The sequence below is a fragment of the Variovorax sp. GW822-FHT04A09 genome (assembly GCF_058801005.1).
On record NZ_JBXAMV010000007.1, the window covers coordinates 206,578 to 230,318 of the forward strand.

Annotated in this window: 24 protein-coding genes and 1 other RNA gene; 14 read left to right on the forward strand and 11 right to left on the reverse strand. The window is 70.1% G+C overall.

Annotated elements, in window-relative coordinates; all coding sequences use genetic code 11:
- Positions 1-95: 95 nt before the first annotated feature.
- From norR to AC1RLW_RS28305, 7 genes are all read left to right on the forward strand, one after another.
- Positions 96-1,694 (forward strand): nitric oxide reductase transcriptional regulator NorR, encoded by a 1,599-nt coding sequence (gene norR, locus AC1RLW_RS28275; protein ID WP_493195902.1) that lies wholly within the window; start codon positions 96-98, stop codon positions 1,692-1,694.
- A gap of 59 nt (positions 1,695-1,753) precedes the next feature.
- An RNA gene (gene rnpB, locus AC1RLW_RS28280) (RNase P RNA component class A) lies at positions 1,754-2,122 on the forward strand.
- A gap of 158 nt (positions 2,123-2,280) precedes the next feature.
- Positions 2,281-2,739 carry a MarR family winged helix-turn-helix transcriptional regulator gene (locus tag AC1RLW_RS28285; RefSeq protein WP_139701559.1) on the forward strand — a complete coding sequence of 153 codons (459 nt, stop codon included), beginning with the start codon at positions 2,281-2,283 and terminating at the stop codon, positions 2,737-2,739.
- A 12-nt stretch (positions 2,740-2,751) separates the two neighbouring features.
- Complete coding sequence (locus AC1RLW_RS28290) at positions 2,752-4,854, forward strand: FUSC family protein (protein ID WP_493195968.1); 2,103 nt, start codon at positions 2,752-2,754, stop codon at positions 4,852-4,854.
- Entirely contained in the window at positions 4,851-5,057 is a 207-nt protein-coding gene (locus tag AC1RLW_RS28295) for a DUF1656 domain-containing protein (protein WP_099795029.1), read from the forward strand. Before AC1RLW_RS28290 ends, AC1RLW_RS28295 begins: the two co-directional genes overlap by 4 nt.
- A gap of 37 nt (positions 5,058-5,094) precedes the next feature.
- The gene (locus AC1RLW_RS28300; RefSeq protein WP_493195903.1) at positions 5,095-6,018 is read left to right on the forward strand and encodes an efflux RND transporter periplasmic adaptor subunit; all 924 of its coding nucleotides are present in this window, start codon (positions 5,095-5,097) and stop codon (positions 6,016-6,018) included.
- Positions 6,015-7,496, forward strand: coding sequence for an efflux transporter outer membrane subunit (locus tag AC1RLW_RS28305; RefSeq protein ID WP_493195904.1), 1,482 nt, complete (start codon positions 6,015-6,017; stop codon positions 7,494-7,496). Before AC1RLW_RS28300 ends, AC1RLW_RS28305 begins: the two co-directional genes overlap by 4 nt.
- 30 nt (positions 7,497-7,526) lie before the next feature.
- On the opposite strand, the gene AC1RLW_RS28310 is transcribed toward AC1RLW_RS28305, so the two are convergent.
- The 3 genes from AC1RLW_RS28310 to AC1RLW_RS28320 all read right to left on the reverse strand — a co-directional run bounded on the left by AC1RLW_RS28310 (position 7,527) and on the right by AC1RLW_RS28320 (position 10,589).
- Positions 7,527-8,096, reverse strand: a complete 570-nt coding sequence (locus AC1RLW_RS28310) for a hypothetical protein (RefSeq protein ID WP_493195905.1) — start codon at positions 8,094-8,096, stop codon at positions 7,527-7,529.
- Positions 8,097-8,181: 85 nt separating this feature from the next.
- A complete protein-coding gene (locus tag AC1RLW_RS28315) occupies positions 8,182-8,910 on the reverse strand; it encodes an RNA pseudouridine synthase (RefSeq protein ID WP_159278590.1) in 729 nt (242 codons plus the stop codon).
- Positions 8,907-10,589, reverse strand: a complete 1,683-nt coding sequence (locus AC1RLW_RS28320; RefSeq protein WP_493195906.1) for an MBL fold metallo-hydrolase — start codon at positions 10,587-10,589, stop codon at positions 8,907-8,909. The genes AC1RLW_RS28315 and AC1RLW_RS28320 overlap by 4 nt, the downstream gene beginning before the upstream one ends.
- Before the next feature lie 110 nt (positions 10,590-10,699).
- On the opposite strand from AC1RLW_RS28320, the gene AC1RLW_RS28325 reads away from it, so the two are divergent.
- Positions 10,700-11,704, forward strand: coding sequence for a Bug family tripartite tricarboxylate transporter substrate binding protein (locus tag AC1RLW_RS28325; protein WP_095743580.1), 1,005 nt, complete (start codon positions 10,700-10,702; stop codon positions 11,702-11,704).
- On the opposite strand, the gene AC1RLW_RS28330 is transcribed toward AC1RLW_RS28325, so the two are convergent.
- From AC1RLW_RS28330 to AC1RLW_RS28340, 3 genes are all read right to left on the reverse strand, one after another.
- Entirely contained in the window at positions 11,705-12,535 is an 831-nt protein-coding gene (locus AC1RLW_RS28330; RefSeq protein WP_493195907.1) for a TorF family putative porin, read from the reverse strand.
- A gap of 50 nt (positions 12,536-12,585) precedes the next feature.
- Positions 12,586-13,533: a DMT family transporter gene (locus tag AC1RLW_RS28335; protein WP_493195909.1), complete on the reverse strand. Its 948-nt coding sequence runs from the start codon at positions 13,531-13,533 to the stop codon at positions 12,586-12,588.
- Between the two features lie 68 nt (positions 13,534-13,601).
- Positions 13,602-14,369, reverse strand: a complete 768-nt coding sequence (locus AC1RLW_RS28340) for a GntR family transcriptional regulator (RefSeq protein WP_159273846.1) — start codon at positions 14,367-14,369, stop codon at positions 13,602-13,604.
- A gap of 167 nt (positions 14,370-14,536) precedes the next feature.
- On the opposite strand from AC1RLW_RS28340, the gene AC1RLW_RS28345 reads away from it, so the two are divergent.
- The 5 genes from AC1RLW_RS28345 to AC1RLW_RS28365 are packed head-to-tail and all read left to right on the forward strand — an operon-like array spanning position 14,537 to position 19,302.
- Positions 14,537-14,764 carry a DUF3311 domain-containing protein gene (locus tag AC1RLW_RS28345; protein ID WP_307695628.1) on the forward strand — a complete coding sequence of 76 codons (228 nt, stop codon included), beginning with the start codon at positions 14,537-14,539 and terminating at the stop codon, positions 14,762-14,764.
- Positions 14,761-16,236 (forward strand): sodium:solute symporter family protein, encoded by a 1,476-nt coding sequence (locus AC1RLW_RS28350; RefSeq protein WP_493195910.1) that lies wholly within the window; start codon positions 14,761-14,763, stop codon positions 16,234-16,236. Before AC1RLW_RS28345 ends, AC1RLW_RS28350 begins: the two co-directional genes overlap by 4 nt.
- 38 nt (positions 16,237-16,274) lie before the next feature.
- Positions 16,275-17,477, forward strand: a complete 1,203-nt coding sequence (locus AC1RLW_RS28355; RefSeq protein ID WP_493195911.1) for an amidohydrolase family protein — start codon at positions 16,275-16,277, stop codon at positions 17,475-17,477.
- Positions 17,474-18,787 (forward strand): cyanate transporter, encoded by a 1,314-nt coding sequence (locus AC1RLW_RS28360; protein WP_493195912.1) that lies wholly within the window; start codon positions 17,474-17,476, stop codon positions 18,785-18,787. Before AC1RLW_RS28355 ends, AC1RLW_RS28360 begins: the two co-directional genes overlap by 4 nt.
- Before the next feature lie 20 nt (positions 18,788-18,807).
- Entirely contained in the window at positions 18,808-19,302 is a 495-nt protein-coding gene (locus AC1RLW_RS28365) for a nucleoside deaminase (protein WP_447741076.1), read from the forward strand.
- Between the two features lie 4 nt (positions 19,303-19,306).
- On the opposite strand, the gene AC1RLW_RS28370 is transcribed toward AC1RLW_RS28365, so the two are convergent.
- Positions 19,307-20,167 carry a DUF7822 domain-containing protein gene (locus tag AC1RLW_RS28370; RefSeq protein WP_493195913.1) on the reverse strand — a complete coding sequence of 287 codons (861 nt, stop codon included), beginning with the start codon at positions 20,165-20,167 and terminating at the stop codon, positions 19,307-19,309.
- 140 nt (positions 20,168-20,307) lie between these two features.
- Here AC1RLW_RS28370 and AC1RLW_RS28375 point away from each other — a divergent pair, with 140 nt between their 5' ends.
- Positions 20,308-20,691, forward strand: a complete 384-nt coding sequence (locus AC1RLW_RS28375; protein ID WP_369631231.1) for a hypothetical protein — start codon at positions 20,308-20,310, stop codon at positions 20,689-20,691.
- 25 nt (positions 20,692-20,716) lie between these two features.
- Here the strand turns inward: AC1RLW_RS28375 and AC1RLW_RS28380 are convergent, their stop codons facing one another.
- From AC1RLW_RS28380 to dkgB, 4 genes are all read right to left on the reverse strand, one after another.
- Positions 20,717-21,139 carry a PaaI family thioesterase gene (locus AC1RLW_RS28380; protein ID WP_493195914.1) on the reverse strand — a complete coding sequence of 141 codons (423 nt, stop codon included), beginning with the start codon at positions 21,137-21,139 and terminating at the stop codon, positions 20,717-20,719.
- A 100-nt stretch (positions 21,140-21,239) separates the two neighbouring features.
- The gene (locus tag AC1RLW_RS28385; RefSeq protein WP_493195915.1) at positions 21,240-21,650 is read right to left on the reverse strand and encodes a hypothetical protein; all 411 of its coding nucleotides are present in this window, start codon (positions 21,648-21,650) and stop codon (positions 21,240-21,242) included.
- A gap of 107 nt (positions 21,651-21,757) precedes the next feature.
- Positions 21,758-22,696: a M35 family metalloendopeptidase gene (locus AC1RLW_RS28390; RefSeq protein ID WP_493195916.1), complete on the reverse strand. Its 939-nt coding sequence runs from the start codon at positions 22,694-22,696 to the stop codon at positions 21,758-21,760.
- A 222-nt stretch (positions 22,697-22,918) separates the two neighbouring features.
- Complete coding sequence (gene dkgB / locus AC1RLW_RS28395; protein ID WP_493195918.1) at positions 22,919-23,740, reverse strand: 2,5-didehydrogluconate reductase DkgB; 822 nt, start codon at positions 23,738-23,740, stop codon at positions 22,919-22,921.
- Between the last annotated feature and the right edge of the window lies 1 nt (position 23,741).

A 23,741-nucleotide genomic window follows, 5' to 3' on the forward strand; every position in this document is an offset into this window, starting at 1 on the left:
CGATCCGTGCCAGCCGGAAGCCCCCTGCAAGTGCTTGACACCATTGGGGATTTACCGGGCGTGGTCAAATTCGCAACAACTCCAGCGTTGTACTTATGACCACATTGCGTGTCGATTCGACCACCGAGGCCTCACCACCCGAGCCCGAGCCCGAGCCCGAAGCCGAGGCCGCCCGCTACCGATCGCTGCTCGCCGCCGCGCGCGGGCTGGTCCGCTGCGATGCTGCCGCGCTGCTGCAGCTCGACGTCGACGTGCTGAAGCCCGTCGCGGTCGACGGCCTGAGCGATGAGACCCTCGGGCGCCAGTTTCCCGTCGCCGCCCATCCGCGTTTCGCGCGCCTGCTCGACAGCGAACGGGGCCTGCGTTTCGCGCACGACTGCAACCTGCCCGACCCGTACGACGGCCTCGTAGCCGGCCAGCCGGGCATCCTGCCGGTGCACGACTGCATGGGCGCGCCGCTGCGCCTGCGCGGTGCCGTCTGGGGCCTGCTCACGCTGGACGCGCTGGAGCCGCACGCTTTCGACGCCGTGGGCCCGGCGCAGATGGAGGCACTGATCGCCCTCGTCGAAACCGGCATCGAGGCCGCCCACACGATCCGCGAAATGCAGGCGCGCGCCATGCGCGAGCAGGCCGTCGCGCAGGCGCTGCGCGCAGGGCGCGGCGCGCCGCGCGAGCTGCTGGGCAGCAGTCCGGCGATGAAGCAGCTGTGCCACGAGATCGACACGGTCGCCGTGTCCGACCTCACGGTGCTGCTGCTCGGCGAAACCGGTGTCGGCAAGGACCTGGTCGCGCAGCGCCTGCACGCGCGTTCGCGGCGCAGCGAGCAGCCGCTGGTGCAGGTCAACTGCGCGGCGCTGCCCGAGTCGCTGGCCGACAGCGAGCTCTTCGGCCACAAGCGCGGCGCGTTCACCGGCGCCGTGCAGGACCGCGACGGCAAGTTCGAGATCGCCGACGGCGGCACGCTCTTTCTCGACGAGGTCGGCGAACTGCCGCTGAGCGTGCAGGCCAAGCTGCTGCGCGTGCTGCAAAGCGGCGAGGTGCAGCGCCCCGGCAGCGACCGCATGCGCAAGGTCGACGTGCGTGTGATCGCGGCCACGAACCGCGACCTGCCCGCGGCGATCGCGCAGGGCCGGTTTCGCGCCGACCTGTACCACCGGCTGTCGGTCTATCCGCTCGTCGTCGCGCCGCTGCACGAACGGGGGCGCGACGTGCTCGTGCTCGCCGGCAGCTTTCTCGAGGAGAACCAGCACCGGCTGGGCGCGCGCAACCTGCGGCTCTCGCCGGCGTCGAAGGCCGCCATGCTGGCGCACGGCTGGCCGGGCAACGTGCGCGAGCTCGAGCATGTGATCAGCCGCGCCTCGCTGCGGGCGTTCCGGGAGCAGCCGCGCGGCTCGCGCTGGACGGCCATCGAACCGCATCACCTGGCGCTGTACAGCGCTGCCGTCGTGGGAAGCGCCGTGGCAGCGCCCGTGCAGGCCCTGGCGAACGAACACGCGGAGCCTGCCATCGCGGGCGGCACGTTGCGCGAGGCGACCGAGGCCTTCCAGCGGGCCTGGCTCTCGGAACTGCTCGCCCGCCACGGCGGCCGCGTGGCCAGCGCCGCGCGCGAGGCCGGCATCGACCGCAGCAACTTCCATCGGACGCTGCGCAAGCTGGGCCTGGTGCAGGCCGGCGACAGCGAAACGCCCGGTTGAAAGTCGGCGCGCGACACCGCTTGAAGGGTCATTGATGGGGCGGGCGATAATCGAGCGGTGAAGCACGCCAGACCGCCGCTGGTGCAAGCCCGAAAGGGACGATGCTCTGCCCTCGGGCAACAGCATCGGGTCGAAAGATCGCACTGGAGGAACGTCCGGACTGCACAGGACAGCGCAGGAGTTAACGACTCTCCACCGTGAGGTGAGGATCAGAGCAACAGAGACGAGCCGATTCAGTTCGGGTGAAACGGGCAATCTCTGCGCGCAGCAACACCAAGTAGGCCAGTATCGAGGTGGTTCCGCTGAGCTGGCGGGTAGGTGGCATCGAGCCGTTTGGCGACAAACGGCCCAGAGTAATGGCGGTCACGCCGGGGTCTTCGCAAGAGGGCTCCGGTGCACAGAATCCGGCTTATCGGCGAGCTTCACACTTTTCTTTCTCTCCCCCTTTTCCCTGGGCCGCGTGCCGGCGTCGTGCGCGGCTGCGTGCAAGACTCGGTAGAAACCCGTACAATTGTTAGCAAGCTAACTAATTGATAACGCCGTGGCCGATACCGAACCCATCTCCCCGTTGCGCGAACACGCGCTGATGCGGCTCGGCACCTCGCTGTCGGTGCTCCAGCGCGGCTACCGCGCGGCGGCCGACAAGGCGGTGGCGCACGTGGGCCTGTCGCAGACGCTGGCCTGGCCGGTCGTGGTGCTCGGGCGCATGGAAGACGGCGTGCGCCAGGGCACGGTGGCCGAGGCGCTGGGCATCGAAGGGCCGTCGCTGGTGCGCTCGCTGGACCAGCTGGTCGAGGCCGGCTTCGTCGAGCGCCGCGAAGACCCGGCCGACCGCCGCGCCAAGACGCTGCACCTCACGCCCGCCGGCCGCGCCGTGTGCGAGCCCATCGAGGCCGCGCTGCGCCAGATGCGCGCCGCGCTGTTCGAAGGCATTCCCGACGAGGACATCGCCGCCACCTTGCGCGTCTTCGGCGCGCTCGAGGCCAAGCTCGGCCGCAGTGCCGCCGGCATGCAGAGCCTGCAGCAGGAAGGGCGCGGCCAGTAGATGGCGATGTCGATGGCGCTGCCGCGCTTCACCCGCGCGGAAGTTCTCTTTTCCGTCAAGAGCTTCGCCGCCGCGATGCTGGCGATGTACCTGGCCAGCCGCGCCGGCCTGCCGCGCCCGTTCTGGGCGCTCATGACCACCTACGTCGTCGCCCATCCGCTGGCCGGCGCCGTGCGCTCCAAGGCGGTGTTCCGCTTCTGCGGCACGCTCATCGGCAGCGTCGCCACCGTGCTCATGGTGCCCGCGCTGTCCAACGCGCCCGAGCTGCTCACGCTGGTGCTTGCGCTGTGGGTCGGGCTGTGCCTGTATGTGTCGCTGCTCGACCGCACGCCGCGCTCGTACGTCTTCATGCTCGCGGGCTACACGGCGGCGCTGATCGGCTTTCCGTCGGTGCAGACGCCGCTCGTGCTGTTCGACACCGCCGTGGCGCGCGTGGAAGAGATCGGCCTGGGCATCTTCTGCGCCACGCTGGTCCACAGCCTCGTGTTGCCCGCGGGGCTCGCGCCCACCGTGCTGGGCCTGCTCGACCGCACGCTGAAAGACGCGCGCCAGTGGATCGGCGACCTGTTCCAGCCCGGCGACCGCAGCACCCCCAAGGACGCCGACCCCAAGCGTCTGGACGACGACCGCCGCCGCCTCGCCGGCGACATCACGCAGCTGCGCCTGCTCTCGACCCACGTGCCCTTCGACACCACGCACCTGCGCTGGACCGCCGGCGCGATCCGCGCCATGCAGGACCGCGTGGCGGCGCTCACGCCCGCGCTGTCGGCCGTCGAAGACCGGCTGCAGGCGCTGGCGCAAGCCGAAGGCCGCCTCGCGCCCGACGTCACCGCCGTGCTCGCGCTGGCCGCGCAGTGGCTGCGCGACGAAAGCGACCCGGCCGTCGACGCGTCGGCCCGCCTGCAGGCGCTGCGCCAGGCGATCGCCGCGCTGGGCAGCGGCGCGCAGGACGCGGGGTTCACGCCCTGGGCCCGCGCGCTGCGCATCGGCCTGGCGGGCCGGCTCGAAGAGCTGGTCGACGGCTGGACCGCCTGCGCCCAACTCCGCCGCGACATCGACGAAGGCCTGAAGGGCGGCGCGCCGCTGCGCCGCACGGCCGCGCTCGGCCAGCGCGCGATGCACCGCGACCACGGCATGGCGCTGCTGTCAGCGCTGGCCGCCGTCATCGCCATCTGCGTGTGCGGCGCGTTCTGGATCCTCACGGGCTGGACCATGGGCTCGGCCGCCACCATGATGGCCGCCGTCTTCTGCTGCTTCTTCGCCACCATGGACGACCCCGTGCCCGCGATGCACGGCTTCCTGAAGTGGACGCTGTGGTCCATTCCCATCTCGGCCGTCTACGTGCTCGTGCTCATGCCCACGGTGCAGGACTTCGGCATGCTCGCGCTGGTCTGCGCGCCGCTGTTCCTGGTGCTGGGGCTGTACCTGCCGCGCCCGACGCACTTCATGGCCGCGATGGCGCTGGTGTTCGGCGTGTCGGGCACGCTGGCGATGCACGACACCGCCAGCGCCGACCTCGTGAGCTTCATCAACAGCATGACCGGCCAGATCGTCGGCGTGGTGATGGCCGCGCGCGTCACGCGGTTGGTGCGCTCGGTGGGCGCCGACTGGAGCGCACGCCGCATCCAGCGCGCCACCTGGCGCGAACTCGGCGACATGGCCGCCTCCACCCAGCCGCAGTACGCGCAGAGCGACGCCTACGCCGTGCGCATGCTCGACCGCATCGGCCTGCTGGCGCCGCGCATCGCGCAGGCCGGCGGCACCGTGGAAGGCGTGGCCGCCAACGACGCGCTGCGCGACCTGCGCATGGGCGCCGACATCGCGGTGCTGCAGCGCGTGCGCGCCCAGCTGCCGATGGCCACCTCGGCCGCGCTGCTCGGCGGCATCGCGCGCTTCTTCCGCCAGCGCGGTGAAGGCCGCATGGCGCCGCGCCCGGCGGCGCTGCTGCCGCAGATCGATGAAGCGCTGGCGGCGGTGCTCGCAGCACGCGACACCTCCACCGCGTCGCGCGCCGCCGTCACCGCGCTGGTCGGCCTGCGCCGCAACCTGTTCCCCGACGCGCCGCCTTCGCTCGCGGCTGTGTCTTCCTCTTCACCGCAAGGAGCTTCCGCATGATCGGCGAAGCCAGTTTCTACGGGCTCTACGTGCCCTGGCTCATGCTGCTGGCCGCCGCCGCGCTGCTCGCCCTGTGGGGCGTGCGCCGGCTGCTCGCCGCCACCGGCCTGTACCGCTGGGTGTGGCACCCGGCGCTGTTCGACATGGCGCTGTACCTGCTGCTGCTGTACGGCCTGAGCCGCCTCACGGCGCACCTGCAATGACGCCCGCCACGACAACTCAAACAACACAGAGATTCCCATGAAAGCCAACCCCTTCGCAGACAACCCCCGGGCCCAGCGCCTGCTGCGCGTTCTTCTCACCGTGGCCGTGGTGGCCGCCGCCGTCTGGGCGGGCTTTCGCCTGTGGGACCACTACGAGCTCGCACCGTGGACGCGCGACGGCCGCGTGCGCGCCAACGTGGTCCAGATCGCGCCCGACGTGTCGGGCCTCGTCACGGCCGTGCCGATCCGGGACAACCAGCCGGTCGCCGCCGGCACGCTGCTGTTCGAGGTGGACCGCGCGCGCTACGACCTCGCCGTGCGCCAGGCGCAGGCCGCGCTTGCCGCGCAGCGCGCCGTGAGCGCCCAGGCCCAGCGCGAGAACGCGCGCAACACGGGGCTCGACGAGCTGGTGTCGAAAGAGTCGCGCGAACAGACCCGCGCCCGCGTCGAGCAGGCCCAGGCCGCCGTCGCGCAGGCCGAGGTGGCGCTCGATTCGGCGCGCCTGAACCTGCAGCGCGCCGAAGTGCGCGCGCCGGCCGACGGCCTCGTCACCAACCTCGACCTGCGCCAGGGCAGCTACGCCGCCGCCGGCCGGCCGGTGCTCGCGCTGGTCGATGCGCAGTCGTTCTACGTCGAGGGCTACTTCGAAGAAACCAAGCTGCCGCGCATCCACTTGGGCGACCGCGTGCGCGTGACGCCGATGGGCGGCGGCGCGGTGCTCGAAGGCGCGGTCGACAGCGTGGCCGCCGGCATCGCCGACCGCGACCGCTCCACCAGCGCCAACCTGCTGCCCAGCGTGAACCCGACCTTCAACTGGGTGCGGCTGGCGCAGCGCATCCCGGTGCGCGTGAAGCTCGACCCGCTGCCCGAGGGCGCGCGCCTCGTGGCCGGCCAGACGGTCACCGTGCAGGTCCTCGAACACGACGCGGCCCACGCGGCCGCCGCACCGAAGAAGGGATGACCGCCATGACCCGCTTCGCCTTTCGCATGGCTTCGCTCGCGGTCGCGGCCGGGCTCGCGGCCTGCGCGGCGGTCGGCCCCGACTACCGGCAACCGCCCGAGGCGCTGGCCAGCCAGCCCGCTGCCGGCAAGCCGTTCGCCGAAGCGCCGGCCCATGCCGCGCCGCTGCCCGCGCACTGGTGGCGCCTGTACCACGACCCGCTGCTCGACCGGCTCGTCACGCAAGCGCTCGCGCACAACACCGACCTGCGCCAGGCCGTCGCCAACCTCGAGCGCGAACGCGCCATCGAAACCGAAGTGGCCGGCGCCAAGTACCCGACCATCGGCGTGAACGGCGGGCCGTCCTTCGGCCACGTCTCGGGCCTGTCGCTGCTGCAAAAGGGCTACGAGCCGCCGAACACCTTCAACTACAGCGCGGGCGCGTCGCTGTCGTACCAGGTCGACCTGTTCGGCCAGATCCGCCGCGCCATCGAGGCCTCGGCCGCCAGCAGCCAGGCCGCCGAAGCCGCGCTCGACCTCGTGCGCGTGAACGTCGCGGCCGGCACCGCGCGCGCCTACGCCGAAGCCTGCTCGGCCGGCCTGCGGCTGCAGATCGCGCAGAAGTCGGTCGCGCTGCAGCAAGACGCCGTGAACGTCACCGAGCGCCTGCAACGCGCAGGCCGCGCCGGTGCCATCGACGCCGGCCGCGCGCGTGCCCAGCTCGCGCAGCTCGACGCCGCGCTGCCGCCGCTGAAGGCCCAGCGCCAGGGCGCGCTCTACCGCCTGGCCACGCTCACCGGCGCGCTGCCGCAAGACTTTCCGCGCGAAGTGGCCGACTGCACCACGCCGCCGCGCGTGGCCGGCGCGCTGCCGGTGGGCGACGGCGCCGCGCTGCTGCGCCGCCGCCCCGACATCCGCCAGGCCGAGCGCAGCCTCGCTGCCTCCACTGCGCGCATCGGCGTGGCCACGGCCGACCTCTACCCGAAGGTCACGCTGGGCCTGTCGGGCTCGTCGGCCGGCCATGCCACCGGCTTCGGCCGCCAGGACACGCTGGCCTGGAGCGTGGGCCCGCTGATCTCGTGGACCGTGCCCAACACCGGCGCCGCGCAGGCCCGCATCGCGCAGGCCGAGGCCGGCACGCGCGCCGCGCTCGCCAAGTTCGACGGCACCGTGCTGACGGCACTGCGCGAGACCGAGACCGCGCTCGGCACCTACGCCCGCGAGCTCGACCGCCGCGCCGCCCTGCAGGCCTCGCGCGACGAAAGCGCCAAGGTCGCCGCGCAGGCGCGCCAGCTGTACCGCAACGGCCGCACCGCCTACCTCGACGCGCTCGATGCCGAGCGCGCATTGGCCGGCGCCGATGCCGCCTTGGCCGCCAGCGAGGCGCAGCTGGCCGACGACCAGGTCGTGTTGTTCATGGCGCTCGGCGGCGGCTGGGAGCCGGCCGATGACGCGCTCGCACAAAGCCAACAAGGCAAGCCCGCCACGACCGTCCGCTGAGCGGCACGTGCCGCTCGCCGGCCACCACGCTCAGCGCGTGAACAGCCAGCCGCCCTTGGGCTGGCGCATGAGTTCGTGGCGCTTGACGGCGCGCTCCTCGCCGTCGTCGCCCACGTAGACCACCTCGAAGCGCAACAGCCGGGGCGACACCAGCTTCCAGTTCTGGATGCGCTGCACCGTCACGCAGGCGGTCTTGTCGTGGTACTGCATCTCGGCCATCGGCCCGCCCTGGAAGCCCGTGCCGTCGAACAGCCGGCCGGGCGCCGCGAAGGGGTTGAGCACCGCGCCGTTGCGCGCCGTGATGCAGCCTTCGGTACGCAAGAAGGATTCGATGGTCGGCGACGCGCTCCCCACCACCTTGCCCACCGCGGGGCTCGGGGGCTTGCCGCCGACGGCTTCGCGGATGCGATCCACCTGCACCGCGGTGATCGGCGCGAGGCCGTCTTTGGAAACCACGGCGGGTGGCGCGGCTGTTGTCGCTTCGGTCGGTGAACCGACCGGCGCGTCGGGGAACAGCAGGGCCGTGAGATAGCTGCAGCCCGCCAGCAGCGTCAGGGGCAGGGTGCAGGCCAGGGTGCGGATCGGTGTGCCGAACTTCATGGTGCTGGTATCTCCCGTGTGCGGCGCGGGGCCGCTGTCTTCAGGTGGCAGTTTGCGGTGCTGCCTCGTCGTCCTCAAGCCGCTTTCAAAAACGCTCGTTCGGCGCCAGGTAGCGCCACTGTCCCGGCTGCAGCCCGGCCAGCGACACGCGGCCCACGCGCAGGCGCCGCATGGCGACGATGCGCAGGTTCACGCCGTCACAAATGTGCGCGATCTGCCCGGGCCGCGCGCCCTTCAGCGCAAAGCGCAGGCCGGTCTGCTCGGGCGACTGCCGACCGATGCTCACGCGCGCGGGCGAACGCTCCAGCCGCGCCAGCACCTCGGGGCTCACCGGGCCGGCCACGTCGACCATCACTTCGTGTTCGAGGATGCCCGCGTCTTCCTGCAGTTTGCGCTCGATGCGCCATTCCTGCGTGTAGGCCACGAGGCCGCTGGCGCCGGTTTCGAGCGGCGTCATGCAGCGCTGGCCGCGCGCATGCGCCGGCAGAAAACGCTGGCCCTCGCGCTCGGGCTCGTGGTGGTTCGCGGCCACCAGCAGCTGGTGGGCGTTGTCGGTCGGCATGCCGGCGGGCTTGTAGAGCACCATCGTCACCGGCACCACGGGCTCGGGCCGCGCGCCGGCGGCGATCTCGACCTGCTGGTGCGGCTGCACGCGCGACTGCGGCAGCAGAGCGGGCACGCCGTCCACGCGCACCGCGCCGTTTTCGATGAGCAGCTCGGCCTCGCGGCGCGACACCTGGGCCATCGCGGCCACGCGCTTGGCCAGGCGCACGCCTTCGTCGTCGGGTGCCGAGGGGCGGTTCGAGCGGTTCATCGTGCGTCGGCCAGTTGACGGATGCGCGCCACGTGCGCCGCCAGCGAACGCGCCGCCACCGGCCACATGCGCTCGGGCACGTCGTCGTAGGCGAGCGGCAGCCACTGCTCGGGCGTGCCGTCGGGCAGCCGCTGCATCGCGGCGGCGATCTTGGCCTCGCGCTTGAGGCGGTGCGCCTTCAGGTGCGCGATGGCGGTGCGCGCAAAGCCGATCACGTAGCCGTGCGCCGGCAGGATGAAGTCGATGCCGCCGGCCGCGCAGGCCGCGTCGAGCTTGTCAAGCGAATCGAGGTACGCCGTCATGTCGCCGTCCGGCGGGTCGACCACCGTCGTGCTGCCGTTGAGGATGTGGTCGCCCGAGAACAGCAGGCCGTCTTCTTCGAGCACCAGGCACAGGTGGTTGGCCGCGTGGCCGGGCGTGTGGATGGCGCGCAGCGTGTGCGTGAGTGGCGTGCCGTCGGCCGCGGTGCCCGAGAGCACCAGCCGCTCGCCGTCGGCCAGTTCGCGCTCGGCGCTGAAGCGCGCGGTGGAACGGGCCGTGGGCGCGGACGACAGGCCCAGGATCGGCGGCTTGCGCTCTGCAGGACACAGCGCCTGCAGCGGCGCGGCGCCCGGCGAGTGGTCGGCGTGCGAGTGCGTGCAGACGATCAGGCGGATGTCGCCCTGCGTGGCTTCGATCAGTCGCGCCAGGTGCGTGGCGTCGTTCGGGCCCGGGTCGATCACGAGGTAGCCGGTGGCCGCGTCGCCCACGAGGTAGGTGTTGGTGCCCGGGCCGGTCATGGCGCTGGGGTTCGGCGCGGTGAGGCGCTGCACGTTCTTCAGCAGCGCCACGGGCTGCGTGCTCTGCCAGTCGAGCGCGTGCGCGATCTGGCCGTCGGGGCACACCAGCGCGAGCTCGCCGAAGGGCGACTCGTGTTCCATGTAGCGCGCGTCTTCGCCCTTGAGCAGGCCGGCGCGCGGGCAGCTGGTCCACAGCGGCTTCTCCTGGCCGTCGGCCCCGGGCGCGCAGGCCGCGAGCACCGCGTCGACCGTTGCGTAGGCCGCCATGCGCTGCAGCGTGCGGATGGTCGGGAAGATCATGAAGAAGCTGCCCGCCTCGTGGCGCGCCAGCGCGTCGGCCGGGCGCACCCAGCAGGGCTCGAACTGCTCGCTCTCGTCGGCCGTGGGCACCTGGCCCTCGGGCATGCGCGCCACCAGGAAGGGCACGTCGAAGCGCTTGGGCAGGTCGCGGTCGGTGATCCAGTGCGCGAAGGTGAAGACCTGGTCGGCCGACAGCACCAGGCCGCGCGCCGCGCACTGGTCGGCGAAGGCCGTGCCGGCGGTGGCGTTGCGGTCCATGGCGGCGACCTCGCCGGCGCTCACCGCGCGGCCGTCGGCGTGGCGGGCCAGCAGGATGCCGAGTTCTTCGAAGGCCTCGCGGATCGCGGCGATGGCCTGCGTGTGCTGCGTGTCGCTCTGCGTGGCGCGGCGTGCCGCGATGCGCGCGGCGGCGGCGTCGGCCGCGTCGATGTGGCCCCCCGGAAAGACGTAGGCACCGGGCGCGAAGCTCGCGGTGGCCGAGCGGCGGGTCATGAGGACCTCCAGGCCGGCGTCGGTGTCGCGCAGCAGCAGGACGGTGGCGGCGGCGCGCACGGGCACCGGTTCGCGATGGGTGTGGAGTTGTTGTGTGGGGCGGACCATGGAGCGATTATGGAGAGGCAAGGGGCGCGGTGCATAAGCACATGTGCAAACAGATATCAGCCGCGCGCCACAATCGGCGCCTGCACCGTCCGCCTCGAAGAAAGACCGACATGGCCCATTCTCCCTTCCCGCGTCGCGCCCTGCTGGCCGCTGGCGCCTTGCTCTGCACCGCTGCCGCATCGACCCTGGCGCTGGCCCAGCCCGACTGGCCGCAACAACCCGTCACACTGATCATGGGCTTCCCGGCCGGCTCGGGCGTCGACGTGGTGGCCCGCGCCATCCAGGAGCCGCTGTCGCGCCAGCTCGGCAAGCCGGTGATCATCGACTACAAGTCGGGCGCGGCCGGCAACATCGCCAGCGAGTACGTCGCCCACGCCAAGCCCGACGGCTACACGCTCTCGTTCGGCACCGCCGCCACGCACGGCAGCAATGCTGCGCTGTACAAGAAGCTGCCCTTCGACGTGGAGGCCGACTTCGTGCCTGTGGCACCCGTGCTCGACGTGTCGAACGTGCTCACCATCAACCCCGACGTGATCAACGTGCGCACGCTCAAGGAGTTCGTCGAGCTGGTGAAGGCCAACCCCGGCAAGTACAACTACGCCTCCACCGGCAACGGCGCGGGCACGCACATGGCCTTTGCCGAGTTCAACTCGCGCCTGGGCCTGAACATGGTCCACGTGCCCTACAAGGGCGGCCCCGAGGCCATCACCTCGGTGGTGCGCGGCGAGACCTGCTGCATCATGAACCAGGTGCAGACCGTGCTGCCGCACTACAAGGCCGGCAAGGTGCGCCTGCTGGGCGTGACCACCGCCACGGCGGTGCCGGCCGTGAAGGAGGTACCGACCATCGCCTCCAGCGGCCTGCCTGGCACCAAGGGCTTCGACAGCGCCATCTGGTTCGGCATCTTCGCGCCCAAGGGCACCGACGCGCACATCGTCGACAAGCTCAACGCCGCCGTGAAGACCGTGCTCGAGCAGCCCGAGATCCGCGAGCGCTTCGAGAGCCAGGGCAACACCGTGCGCATCGAGTCGCCCGCCCAGTTCAAGAAGACCGTGCACGCCAACCGCGTGAAGTGGGCCGAAGTCGCCAAGGCGGCGAACATCAGCATCGACTGATCAGAGCGTTTTCGTCAGCGTGAGGATGAAGCGCGCCTTGTTCGGCGAGTACGTCGTCTGGCCGACGGTGCCGAAGCCGTAGTCGAAGCCCGGGTTGGCCACCGAAACGTACGAACTCTTCTTGTTGGCGCCCTGCACCGAGCCGGTGAGCGTGAGGCCGCTGCCGAAGTCGTACGTGGCGCCGACGTTGTAGTCCACGTAGCTCCTGTAGCCCAGGCTGCGGATGTCGCTCGACATGTTCGTGTAGCCCACGGCCGCCTTCAGCGTGACCTTGGGCACGATCTCCTTGCTGTAGGCCAGGTTCAGGTAGCCGGTGTTGCGGCCCGTGCGGCCCGAGCCGGTCTTGGCGCCGGCATACCCGAAGTAGTCCTTCGACACCGTGTGCGAATACTTCAGCGTGAACGAACCGAGCGTGGCGTCGGTGTAGCCCGCGCTGGCGTACAGCTCCGTCGTGTTGCCCGTCGAATTGCCCGGGTACAGGTAGGTGAGAGCGCCCACGTCCATGTCGAGCGGGCCGGCCTTGAACTTGTAGCCGCCGTAGAGGTCGCTCTCGATGCTGTTGCCCTTGAGCCAGTTGACGCTCGAATTCCAGTTGCCGATGTAGAAGCCGCTGTCGCCGAAGGCGTAGTCGAAGCCGCCCTGCACGGCGGGCTTGAAGCCGCGGGTCTTGGCGTAGTCGTTCTTGCCCAGCATGTCCTGGTCCTGGCCGCGGAACTTGTAGTTCGTGGTCAGCGCCACGTTGCCCGTGAGCTGCGCATTGGCGAGCATCGGCAGGGCGAACAGGGTGGGAAGAACGAGCACCGGCAAGGCGGTGCGAAGGAGGTGTTTCATCGAAAGAATTCGCTAACGGATGGAGGAGCCGGCAGCGTAGAAGCGCGGGTCTAAAAGCCGCGTAAAAAACGAAGGCCCCGGCGCAAAAGTTGTGTGTCGGGCATCGTCATCGCGACCACGCCCACCACCACGCAGGCCAGCCCGATCCACGCCGTGGCCGCCAGCGTTTCGCCCAGGCACACCACGCCGATCGTCACGCCGATGGGCACGCGCAGGTAGGCCTGCGCCGAGGTCGACATCGGCCCCAGCGTCTTGATGAGCCGGAAGTAGATCGTGAAGGCCAGCGCCGTGGACAGCACCGCCAACGCCAGCACGGCGAGCACCGAGGCGGCGGAAGGGGCGAGCGTCCAGGGCCTGTCGATCGCCAGGCTCGCGGGCACGAGCAGGGCTGCGCCGCTCAACAGCGAGCCGGCCGCGGGCACCATCGGGTCCAGGCCCTTGAACACGCGGCCGAACATCGCGGCGCAGCCGTAGCAGACGGCGGCCACCACCAGCGCCAGCTGTGCCAGCAGCGAATGCCCCAGCCCCTGCAGTGCCTCGAAGCCCACGATCAGGCAGATGCCCGCCAGCCCCGCCCCCACGCCGGAGAGGCGCTGCAGCGTGGGCTTGCCCGAGCCGCCCAGGCCCCAGCCCAGCAGGAAGATGAAGATCGGCGAGGTCGAGTTGAGGATGGTCGCCAGCCCCGCATCCACGCTGCGTTCGGCCCACGCGATCAGCGTGAACGGCAGCACGCTGTTCAGGCCAGCCTGCAGCGCGAAGCGCCGCCACGTCGCGCCGTCTTTGGGCAAGCGCACGCCGCGCAGGCGCAGCACCGCGAGCAGCAGCAACCCGGCGATCAGGGTGCGTGCCGCGATCAGCGTGACCGGCGGGATCGTCGCCACGCCGATCTTGATGAAGGTGTACGAAGCGCCCCAGCAGGTCGCGAGCACCGCGAGCAGCGCCCATTCGAAGGCAGGGGCGTGGGGTCGGCTTGAAGCGGCGAGCGGGGTCGTTGGCATGGTGCGCCGATCTTCGCGAGACCGGCCCCTCGACACTTCGCTGACGGACGAAACGTGGGCGCGAAGCCTCAGTGATCGTGCCCGTGGCTTCGCGCCGGCGCAGCGCCGTTCAGCAGCGCTGCCAGATCCACTTCCTGCTCCGCCGCCGCCCCCGCGATCACGCGCTGCTCCAGCTCGTCCAGGTGCTCCAGCGCCACGGCCAGCGCGGCGTCGAGCGAGTCGCCCATGAGTGCTTCGATGATCTGTTCGTGCTCGCGCGGCGCGCAGCTCGCGGCCTCGGCCGAGTCGTACAGCGCCTTGTACAGCTCGGTGTTCGCAATCAGCCGCCGGATGTACGAGAGCAGCTCGTCGCTGCCCGCCATCTGCGCCAGCAGCAGGTGGAAATCGCCGGCCAGGCGGATCGCGTCCTCGCGCCGGCCTTCCTTGAACGCCTTCTGCTCCGCCTGCACGTGCTTGCGCAGCGCGGCCACCTGGTCGCGCGCCAGCCGGCCGAACAGCGTGGCGACCAGCCCGGCCTCCACGATGCGGCGCGCGCGGTAGATGCCGCGCATGTCGTCGATCGACGGGTTGGGCACGAAGGCGCCGCGGTTGTGCTCCAGCACCAGCCGCTTCTCGGAGCCCAGCCGCGCCAGCACCTTGCGCACCGCGCCGCGCGTGCAGCCCAGCGCCTCGGCCAGCGCGCGCTCGCGCAGCGGCGTGCCGGGGCGCAGCTTGCCGCTGAGCAGCGCCTTCGACACGGCGGCGTAGACGCGCTCGTCCACGTTCGCGTCGTCAGCGGACTCGATGGGTTCGGTCGAAGGGGCGGGCGCGGCGGATCGGCGGGTGGCGGCAGGCATGGGCCTGCGGATTATTGCCTGCACCTCGCCACCTCCGGGAAAGCCCCCGGATTGACGCGGCCCGCTTGGCTCCGTACCATTCGCGCCGTTTGGTTAACCAAAATATTTAAAATGGTTAACCAAAAGAAGATCGAATTTCCAACCACCCGAACACACAGAGGCATCCCATGAAACTCGCCAAATGGCTGGCCCTGCTGCCGGTCGCCGCCTTCTTCAGCGGGGGATGGCTGTCGTCCGTCGCGCCCACCTTCGTGCTCGGCATGCCTTTCCTGATGGTCTGGAACGTGAGCTGGCTGGTGCTGACCTCGCTGGTCATGGTGGTCATCGACCGCGCCGAAGGCGACCTCGACGCGCAAGATGCGCAGGCCGCCAAGGCCGCAGGAGACGCGCGATGAACGCCGCACTCGGCGTGATCGCGCTGTTCGTGGCCGGCGCCCTCGGCCTGGCCGTGCTCGCGCGCCGCGGGCGCACCATGAGCCTGGAGCAATGGGCGCTGGGCGGGCGCGGGCTGGGCACGATCATGGTGTTCCTGCTCATGGCGGGCGAGTCGTTCTCGACCTTCACCTTCCTGGGCGCCAGCGGCTGGTCGTACAGCAAGGGCTCGCCGGCCTTCTACATCCTGGCCTACGGCGGCCTGGCCTACCTCATGGCCTTCTGGATGCTGCCGGCCATCTGGCGTTACGCCACCGCGCACAAGCTGGTGTCGTTCTCCGACTTCTTCGCCCACAAGTACGACAGCCGCCCGCTCGGCGTGCTGGTGTCGGTGGTCGCGCTCATGGGCATGGTGGCGCTGCTCACCATCCAGCTGCGCGGGCTGGGCATCATCGTGTCGGAGGCCTCGTACGGCTCCATCGCGCCGCAGGTGGCGATCTGGATCGGCACGCTGGTGATGGTCAGCTACATCCTGTTCTCGGGCATCCACGGCTCGGCCAGCATCGCCATCGTGAAGGACATCCTGATCCTCGTGCTCGCCGTGTTCCTGGGCGTGTACCTGCCCTGGCACTACTACGGCGGCGTCACGCCGATGTTCAGCGCCATCCACGCGGCCAACCCCAGCTTCTTCGAGTTTCCGAAAGAGGGCCTGAACCTCACCTGGTACAACTCGACCATCCTGCTCACGGCGCTGGGCTACTACCTGTACCCGTTCAACCTGACCTCGGTGTATGCCGCGCGCAGCGCGAGCGCGGTGCGCCGCAACACCATCCTGATGCCGCTGTACCAGGTGGTCATCGCCTTCCTGTTCCTGGTGGGCTTCGCGGCCATCCTGCAGGTGCCGGGGCTCAAGGGCTCCGAGGTCGACCTGGCCCTGTTCGGCCTCGTGAAGCACACCTTCGACCCATGGTTCGTCGGCGTGATCGGCGGCACGGGCGTGCTCACCGCGCTGGTGCCGGGCTCGATGATTCTGCTCACCGCTTCCACCGTGATCGGCAAGAACGTCTACAAGGAAGGCTTCGCGCCGCACGCCACCGACAAGCAGGTCTCGCGCGTGGCGCGCGGTGTGCTGCCCCTGTTCGCGCTGGTGGCCGTGTACTTCGTGCTGCGCGGCGGCACCACCATCGTGGCCGTGGCCATCTTCGCGTCGAGCCTGCTCACGCAGCTGCTGCCTTCGCTGCTGTTCAGCCTCATGAAGAAACCCTTCGGCAGCAAGCACGCCGCCTTTGCGGGCATCCTCGCGGGCGGTGCGGTGCTGGCCTTCACGATGACCACCGGCGCGAACCTCGGCACGTTGTTCCCGGCGGCGCCCGTGGTCTTCAAGTCGCTCAACACCGGGCTGGTGGCGCTGGCGGTCAACGCGATGGTCTTCGTGGCGGTGGCGCTCGTCACGCCGCGCGTGCTGCCGCGCACCGTGGCGGCGCAACCCGCCTGACCGGTCTTCCTTTGCCTCTGACCCACGAACGAAACCGAATGACCCAGCTCCTGATCCGCAACGTGCGCCCCCTGGGTGCGTCTCCTGTCGATGTGCGCGTGCACGACGGCCACATCGCCGAGATCGGCGCGGCGCTGGCCGCGCCGGCCGGCGCCACCGTCGAAGAAGGCGAGGGCGCCTTGCTGCTGCCCGGCCTCGTCGAAGGCCACACCCACCTCGACAAGACCATGTGGGGCATGGACTGGTACCGCAACGAGGTCGGCACGAACCTCACCGACAAGATCGAGAACGAGCGCGCCTTCCGCCACGCCAGCGGGCACGACGCCTCCGCGCAGTCGCTGGTGCTGGCCAAGGCCTTTCTCGCGCTCGGCACCACGCGCCTGCGCACGCACGTCGACGTCGACACCCAGGCCGGCCTGCGCCACCTCGAAGGCACGCTGCGCACGCGCGAGACGCTGCGCGAGGTGCAGCAGATCCAGGTCGTCGCGTTTCCGCAGTCGGGCCTGCTCGGGCGCGCCGGCACGGCCGAGCTGCTCGACCAGTCGCTGGCCCTGGGCGCCGACGTGCTCGGCGGCCTCGACCCCTGCGCCATCGACGGCGACCCCGTGAAGTCGCTCGACGTGCTCTTCGGCATCGCCCACAAGCACCAGCGCCCCGTCGACATCCACCTGCACGAGCCCGGCGCCATGGGCGCCTTCTCGCTCGAGCTGATCCTGCAGCGCACCGAGGCGCTCGGCATGCAGGGCAAGGTCGCGATCAGCCACGGCTTCTGCCTGGGCGACGTGAGCGAACGCGAGCGCGACGCACTGCTCGCGCGCATGGCGAAGCTCGGCGTGGTGCTCGTCACCAGCGCGCCGGCCTCGCGCAACGTGCCGCCGCTCATGGCGTGCCGCGCCGCCGGCGTCACCGTGCTGGGTGGCAACGACGGCATCCGCGACACCTGGTCGCCCTACGGCAACCCCGACATGCTCGAGCGCGCCATGCTCATCGGCCTGCGCTACAACCTGCGCCGCGACGACGAGCTCGAAGTGGCGCTCGACACCGTCACCCACGCTGGCGCGCGCGGCTGCGGCTTCGCGGCCTACGGGCTCGACGTGGGCTGCCGCGCCGACCTCGTGCTGGTCGACGCGCAAACGCCCGCGCAGGCCGTGGTGAGCCGCCCCGTGCGCCAGCTCGTGGTGTCGGGTGGCCGCGTGGTCGCGCGCCACGGCACGCTCGTGCCCGGCGCCGTGCCCGCGTGAGCCGCGCCGCACGCCCTGCAACCGACAGCTCGCGCACCGGCGCGGGCCCGGTCTTCTTCGCCTGCGTGGTCGTGCTGGTGGCGCTCAACCTGCGCGCCTTTCTCACGTCGAGCAGCCCCTTGCTCGAACCGATCCGTGCCGCGACCGGCATCGGCTTTCACGCCGTCGCGTTGCTCACGGTGTTGCCGATGTTCGCGATGGGCGCGGTGTCGCTGTCGGGCGCAGCCGTGGGCCAGCGGCTGGGTGCGCGCGGCGGCATTGCGCTCGGGCTCGGCGCCATCGCGCTGGCCTGCGCCGGCCGCTACGTGGCGGGCGGCGCCGCGGCGCTGCTGTGGAGCGCCGCGCTCGCGGGGGCGGGCGTGGGGCTGGTGCAGGCGCTCATGCCCGGCGTGGTCAAGCAGGCCTACCCCGCGCGGCTCGGCCTCATGACCGGGCTCTACTCGGCCGCCATCATGGGCGGCGGCGGGCTCGGCGCCATGGCCAGCCCGTGGCTCGCGCGCGCCGTGGGCGGCGAGGCGCAACTCGACTGGCACGCCGGCCTCGCGATGTGGGCGGTGCTCGCGGTGGTGGCGCTGGTGGCGTGGCTGCGTGGTGCGCGGCAGCTGCCGTCCGCGTCGTCATCCGCACGCGCCGCCGACCCCTCGCTCGACCGCGCCTGGCTGCGCTGCTTCGGCCACCGCCGCGCGTGGCTGCTGGCGCTGTGCTTCGGCCTCATCAACGGCGGCTACACCAGCCTCGTCGCGTGGCTGCCGCATTACTTTCATGCCGAGCGCGGTTGGACGGCGCAGCAGGGCGGCGCCGTGCTCGCGCTCATGACGCTGGCGCAGGTCGTCGGCGCGCTCACGCTGCCGGCGCTCGCGCGGCGCGGCGGCCAGCGCGACCTGCGGCGCTGGCTGGTCGGTGCGCTGTTGGCGCAGCTGGCGGGCTTTGCGGCGCTCGGGCTCGCGCTGCCCGTGCCGGCGGCCGTCATCGCCGTCGTGCTCGGCGCCGGCCTGGGCGGTGCGTTCTCGCTGTGCATGGTGCTGGCGCTCGACCACCGGCCCGACCCCGCGCAGGCCGGCGCGCTCGCGGGCTTCATGCAGGGCGTGGGCTTCATGATCGCGGCGCTCGCGCCCTTCGTCACCGGCTGGGTGCGCGAGCAGACCGGTGGCTTCACCATGGCCTGGGCCTACCTGGCCGCCGTCACCGTGTTGCTGCTGCCCGCCGTGCTGCGTTTCGACCCGCGCCGCTACGCGAGTGCCACGGCCGGCCTGTTCGGCGCGCAGGCCGCATCCGCGCCGTCCCCCATCGACCAGGCCCGCAAGGCCTGAGACCCAAGGAGATCAGACCCATGTACAACGAACACTTCATGCAGCGCGCCCTGGCCCTTTCGGCCCGGGCACTCCAGGAGCCCGGCACCGAGCCCTTCGGCGCCGTCGTCGTCAAGAACGGCGAGGTGGTGGGCGAGGGCTTCAACCACTCCGTCGCGCACCACGACCCGACCTCGCATGGCGAGGTCGAGGCCATTCGCGATGCCTGCCGCCGGTTGGGCACCGTCGACCTGTCGGGCTGCGAGCTCTACACCTCGTGCGAGCCCTGCGCCATGTGCGTGGCGGCCATGCACATCGCGGGCATCGGCCAGCTGTACTACGCGGCCACGCTCGCGCAGTCGGGCGAGGCATTCAAAGGCGTGACCGTGGCGGCGCGCCACCCCATCGACGTCGACGTGCTGCGCACCGAAGCCGGCGCACCGCTGGCCGCGCGTGCGCAGCCGGCCGAACAGAAGATGGACGCCGAAGCCGTGCGCATCCTCTCGGCGTGGGCCGAGCCGCGACGCGGCGACTGAAGCGCTACGCAGCGGCAGCGTCGCCGCGCGTTGCGGCTTCGAACTCGGCGCGGTTGAGCAGGCCGAAGTACAGCACGTCGTACCACTGCAGCCCCAGCGGATATTCCGTGGCGCGGCTGCGCGTGCTGTCGCAGTCGTCGTCGAAGCGCAGCCCGAAGAACGCATCGAGCGGGGCCGCCTGCTTGGTCGCACCGGCTTCGCGCAGCAACTGCGCCGCCGCTGCGATGTCTTGCGGCAGCGCATCGAGCGCGGCGCCGGCCTGCTGGCAGCGGGCAAGCTCCTTCTCGACGCAGGCCCGCAGCGGGGCCTCTTCCGATTCGGTCATGGTGTCGAGCTCGACCGTCTCCAGCAGCAGGTGCTCGTTGCGGTGGGTTTCGAGAAAAGCCAGGGTCTCGTCCAGCCAGCCCGGCAGCTGCGTCGAGCCCGTCGCGGGTGTGGCCGCTGCGCGCGCGGCAGCCGCAGGCGGTGCCTTCGGTGCGGCGGGCGGCGAGAACCAGCCCTTGAGCCGGTCGACGAACGACGTGGCCTTCGGCGCGGCCACGACGGGCGCCGCTGCGGGTGCGGGCGCAGGCACCGGCGCCTGCGCCGCCAGGTACCGCATGATGTCGATGAGCCGCTTCACCCGCGCAAAGCCCGGCTCGAAGCGACCGCTGATCGCGTACAGCCTGACCTTCTCATCCCCTTCGTCGCTGTCGAGGCCATCGGAGATCAGCGACGCGCACAACTGCGGATCGCCCGACATCAGCAGCCGGTACATGAACGGAATGTCGTAGTTCCATTCGGAGAGGCCCGAGATGGTTTCGGGCCGGTCCGTGTACGCCGTGGGCCGGTTGGTGAGGCTGTAGAGGTAAGAGCGATTGGCCATGGATTGATGAAGTGTGAACGGCGGCTGTACTCTGAACGCGCCGCGGTGAACCAACAAAAAATGAAGAAGAGCCACCCCTCGCGAAGCGGCCTTCGGCCTGGTCGGCAGATTCTGCCTTCGCCAGATTTACACTTCGCCCCATGCAAGGAAAGCAAGGCAACGGCGACGTTCAGAGAGGTCTGCAGCCCGTGGTGGAGCTGCGGTCTGAAGGCGCGTCGTACCTGTATTCCGTGCGCGCGCCGCGCTCCAAGGGCGTGATCCCGCCCAGCTCGTACAGCCACACCGGCTTTGCCAGCGTGGCCGATTGCCTGCGCGACATTGCGCGCGCGCTCGGCGGCAACTTCAGTCGCATCTACGTGCGCCTCGAAGGCCACTGCGTCGGCGAGCGCGACATTGCCGAGCTGCGCAAGGCGCCCGACATCGTCGCGGCCGAGCTGCAGGCCCTGTGCCGCGCGGTGATCGCCGAGCAGCAGAAGCAGCAGCAACAACAAGAACAGAGCGAAGCCACCACGCCGCGCTGCTAGCCGCGCGAAGCGACGTGTCGTTCGTTCACTGCACGTTCACGATGGTCGCCTGCATCATCGCCACCACCTTGTAGTCCGTGTCGCCCGCCTTCGCGAAGGCACGCACTTCGCCCGTGCACACCGCGAGCAGCTTGCCCGAGCTTTGCACCCGGCCCACCGCCAGGAAGCGCTCGCCCAGCGCGGGCCGCATGAAGTTGATCTTGAACTCCGCCGTCACCACGTCGCAGCCCTGTGGCGCCTTCGTGAGCCCCGCGTAGCCGCAGGCGCTGTCGACGATGCTCGTCACCGCGCCCGCATGCACATAGCCGCGCTGCTGCGACAGCGCCTTCGAGAACGGCATCTCGATGTGCACCTCGCCGTCGCCCACATGCACCAGCCGCGCGCCGAGCGTGGCCATCAGGCCCTGTGCGTTGAAGCTGTCGGAGATGCGGGTGTGAAGGTCGGTCATGGCTGGCAAGCGAAAAGAAGCAGAAGAAAAAGGGCGCCCATGAGGGCGCCCCGAGGGGTCACTGCATTCTGCCGCGCGGCGTCATTTCTGTTTTCGGACCTCAGCCGCTCGCCCCGGTCGAGCGCCGCGGAGCCGGTGCCTTGTAGAGCGGGTCACCCATCTGGCAGGTGCATTCATGCGGACAGGCCGGCAAGAAGTCGAGCTGAACGCCGAGGGCCCGCTGGTTCTCTACCGACTTGTTCGCAGACGGCTCACGGCCGACAACGTGGCTGGTTTTCGGAAGATCGATCCTGGCGGTGAATTGCAGGTTCTCCCGAAGCACGCGGGTCACGTTGCGACCTCGTTCCAAACCCAGCCCGTGAGGGCGATGGTCACGCTCCTCGGGCTCGACCGAGGCTCCGACATAGATCGCCTCGTGGTTGGGATAGCGCATTCGAAGCTCTGTCATCCAGCTGCCAAGCCGCAGCACTTGATCGGCCGATACGGCCGCGGAGTCTCGGTCGAAGTACACGTAGAAGACCTTGATGGGACTGCATGCGAGTACGGCGGTCGGCCCGAGTGTTGCCAGAGCGAGAGCCACGCCCCTCAGAGATTTCAGATGCCTGATCACGATGTGCCTTAGCGGGTAACGCCAAGAATATAGGCCGCGAGGCTGTCTGCATTCAGCCGGGACTTGAATTCCTTCGCATGCTCTCTGGAGTTCGAGGTTCCGTACCAGGTGTCGTCCGAGCCAAAGGTGTCGTCGAAGTGGGTGACCTCATGGATCAGCGTGAGCAATCGCGAGTCACCGTCCAGCACGGCACCTGTGTCGAAGTTGGTCTTGTTGTCGAACCTGAAGTTGCAGAAGACAAGCGCGATCGCCACAGTGTGGGTGCCCGTGTCCGGCTTGCAGACTGCCGCGGCGGCGCCGTTCGCGCTGGGCAGAACGCAGGTCGCCACCTTGCCGTCTTCCGTGTATCGAATGAAGTTTTTCGCTTCCATGCCTTGAAGCACACGGATGCATGCGGACAGGCCTTTCTGCAGATGTTCGCGGATGCCTTGATCGGCCACGCCAAACCATTCGCTCACCCGGGCTTGGGCTCCCTTGTCCCATCGCTCCAGTTCAGGGAGCCGCTTTCTCGCAATGTAGTCGACCGCCATGTCGCGCAGCTTCATCACCAAGGCGGCGAACTCCTTGTTCGTCATGTTCGGGCAGATTCTTTCGGTCTGCTCCGCTTCGGGTGGATGCGTGACGCCTTCGTCCACCGCCTGCTTCAGGGCTGCCATCTCCGCTGAAGGCGCGGTGACTGCCGTCATCGCCGATGCCGCCAGATTCGTCAGCGCCGTAGCAGCCTGCCAAGCCCCGTCGTCGCAGGTCGATGTGTGCTGAAGTGTGGCAACCAGCGGCTGCGGCACCGGACAGTGGCAGACCACCACGTCTCCTTCCAGCGCAGCCTCCGAGATGAATCGAGGGCGCCGCGGCCCTCCGGCCTTGGCAATGATGCCGACGCTGTTGCAGCCCTCGCAATAGGCCCTGCCGCCGATCAGGGCGACCCGATGCCCGTGCAGGTCGAACATGGGTCCGCTGTAGGGAAGGATTCGACCACCAGGGACTGGTGGGTCTCCAACCACAAGAATCTTTCGCTCCATTCGATACGCTCCCGTTTGATGACGGGGCGTTGTATGTGGGCGAGCGCGCTAACACTGTTGTCTATCGTCAACCGGTTGGGAGCGCGTCATCGGCGCACGCGCGACCCGCGAATGCGGTCGCACAAAAGCGGCCGGGAATGGCCGGGGTGATCAATCCCACGCCGGCGACAGCCCTTGCGGATCGGTCAGCCGCGCGCTGCGGTCGAGCGCGGCGATCTGCGCCATCTCGGCCTCGGTCAGCGTGAGTTGCTGCGCCTTCAGGTTGCTTTCGAGGTTCGCGCGCTTGGTCGACGACGGAATCACCGCGTAGCCCAGCTGCATCGCCCAGGCCAGCACCACCTGCGCGGGCGTGGCGCCGTGCGCCGCGGCAATCGCGCCGATCACCGGGTCGTTCAGCACCTTGCCGTAGGCCAGCGTCATGTACGAGGTGATGCGGATGCCCTGGCTCTGCGCGAAGGCCGCCACCTTGCGGTTCTGCAGGTAGGGGTGCAGCTCGATCTGGTTCGTGGCGATGGCCGGCGCGCCCACGGCGGCAATGGCCTCCTGCATCAGCGCGATGTTGAAGTTCGACACGCCGATCTGCTTCGTGAGCCCCAGCGCCTTGGCCTCGGCCAGCGCGCCCATGAACTCCGCCACCGGCACCGCGTTGCCGGGCGAGGGCCAGTGGATCAGCGTCAGGTCCACATGGTCTGCGCGCAGCTTGGCCAGGCTGTCTTTCAGGCTGGGCACCAGCTTGTCTTTCGCGTAGTGGTCGGTCCAGATCTTGGTGGTGATGAAGAGCTCGTTGCGGGCCACGCCGCTTTCGGCAATGGCCTGGCCCACCTCGGCTTCGTTGCCGTAGATCTGCGCCGTGTCGATCGTGCGGTAGCCCAGGTCGAGGCCGTTCTTCACCGAGTCGATCACCACCTGGCCCTGCAGGCGGAAGGTGCCGAGGCCGAAGGCGGGAATGGGGGTGTGGTTGTTCGTGGTCATG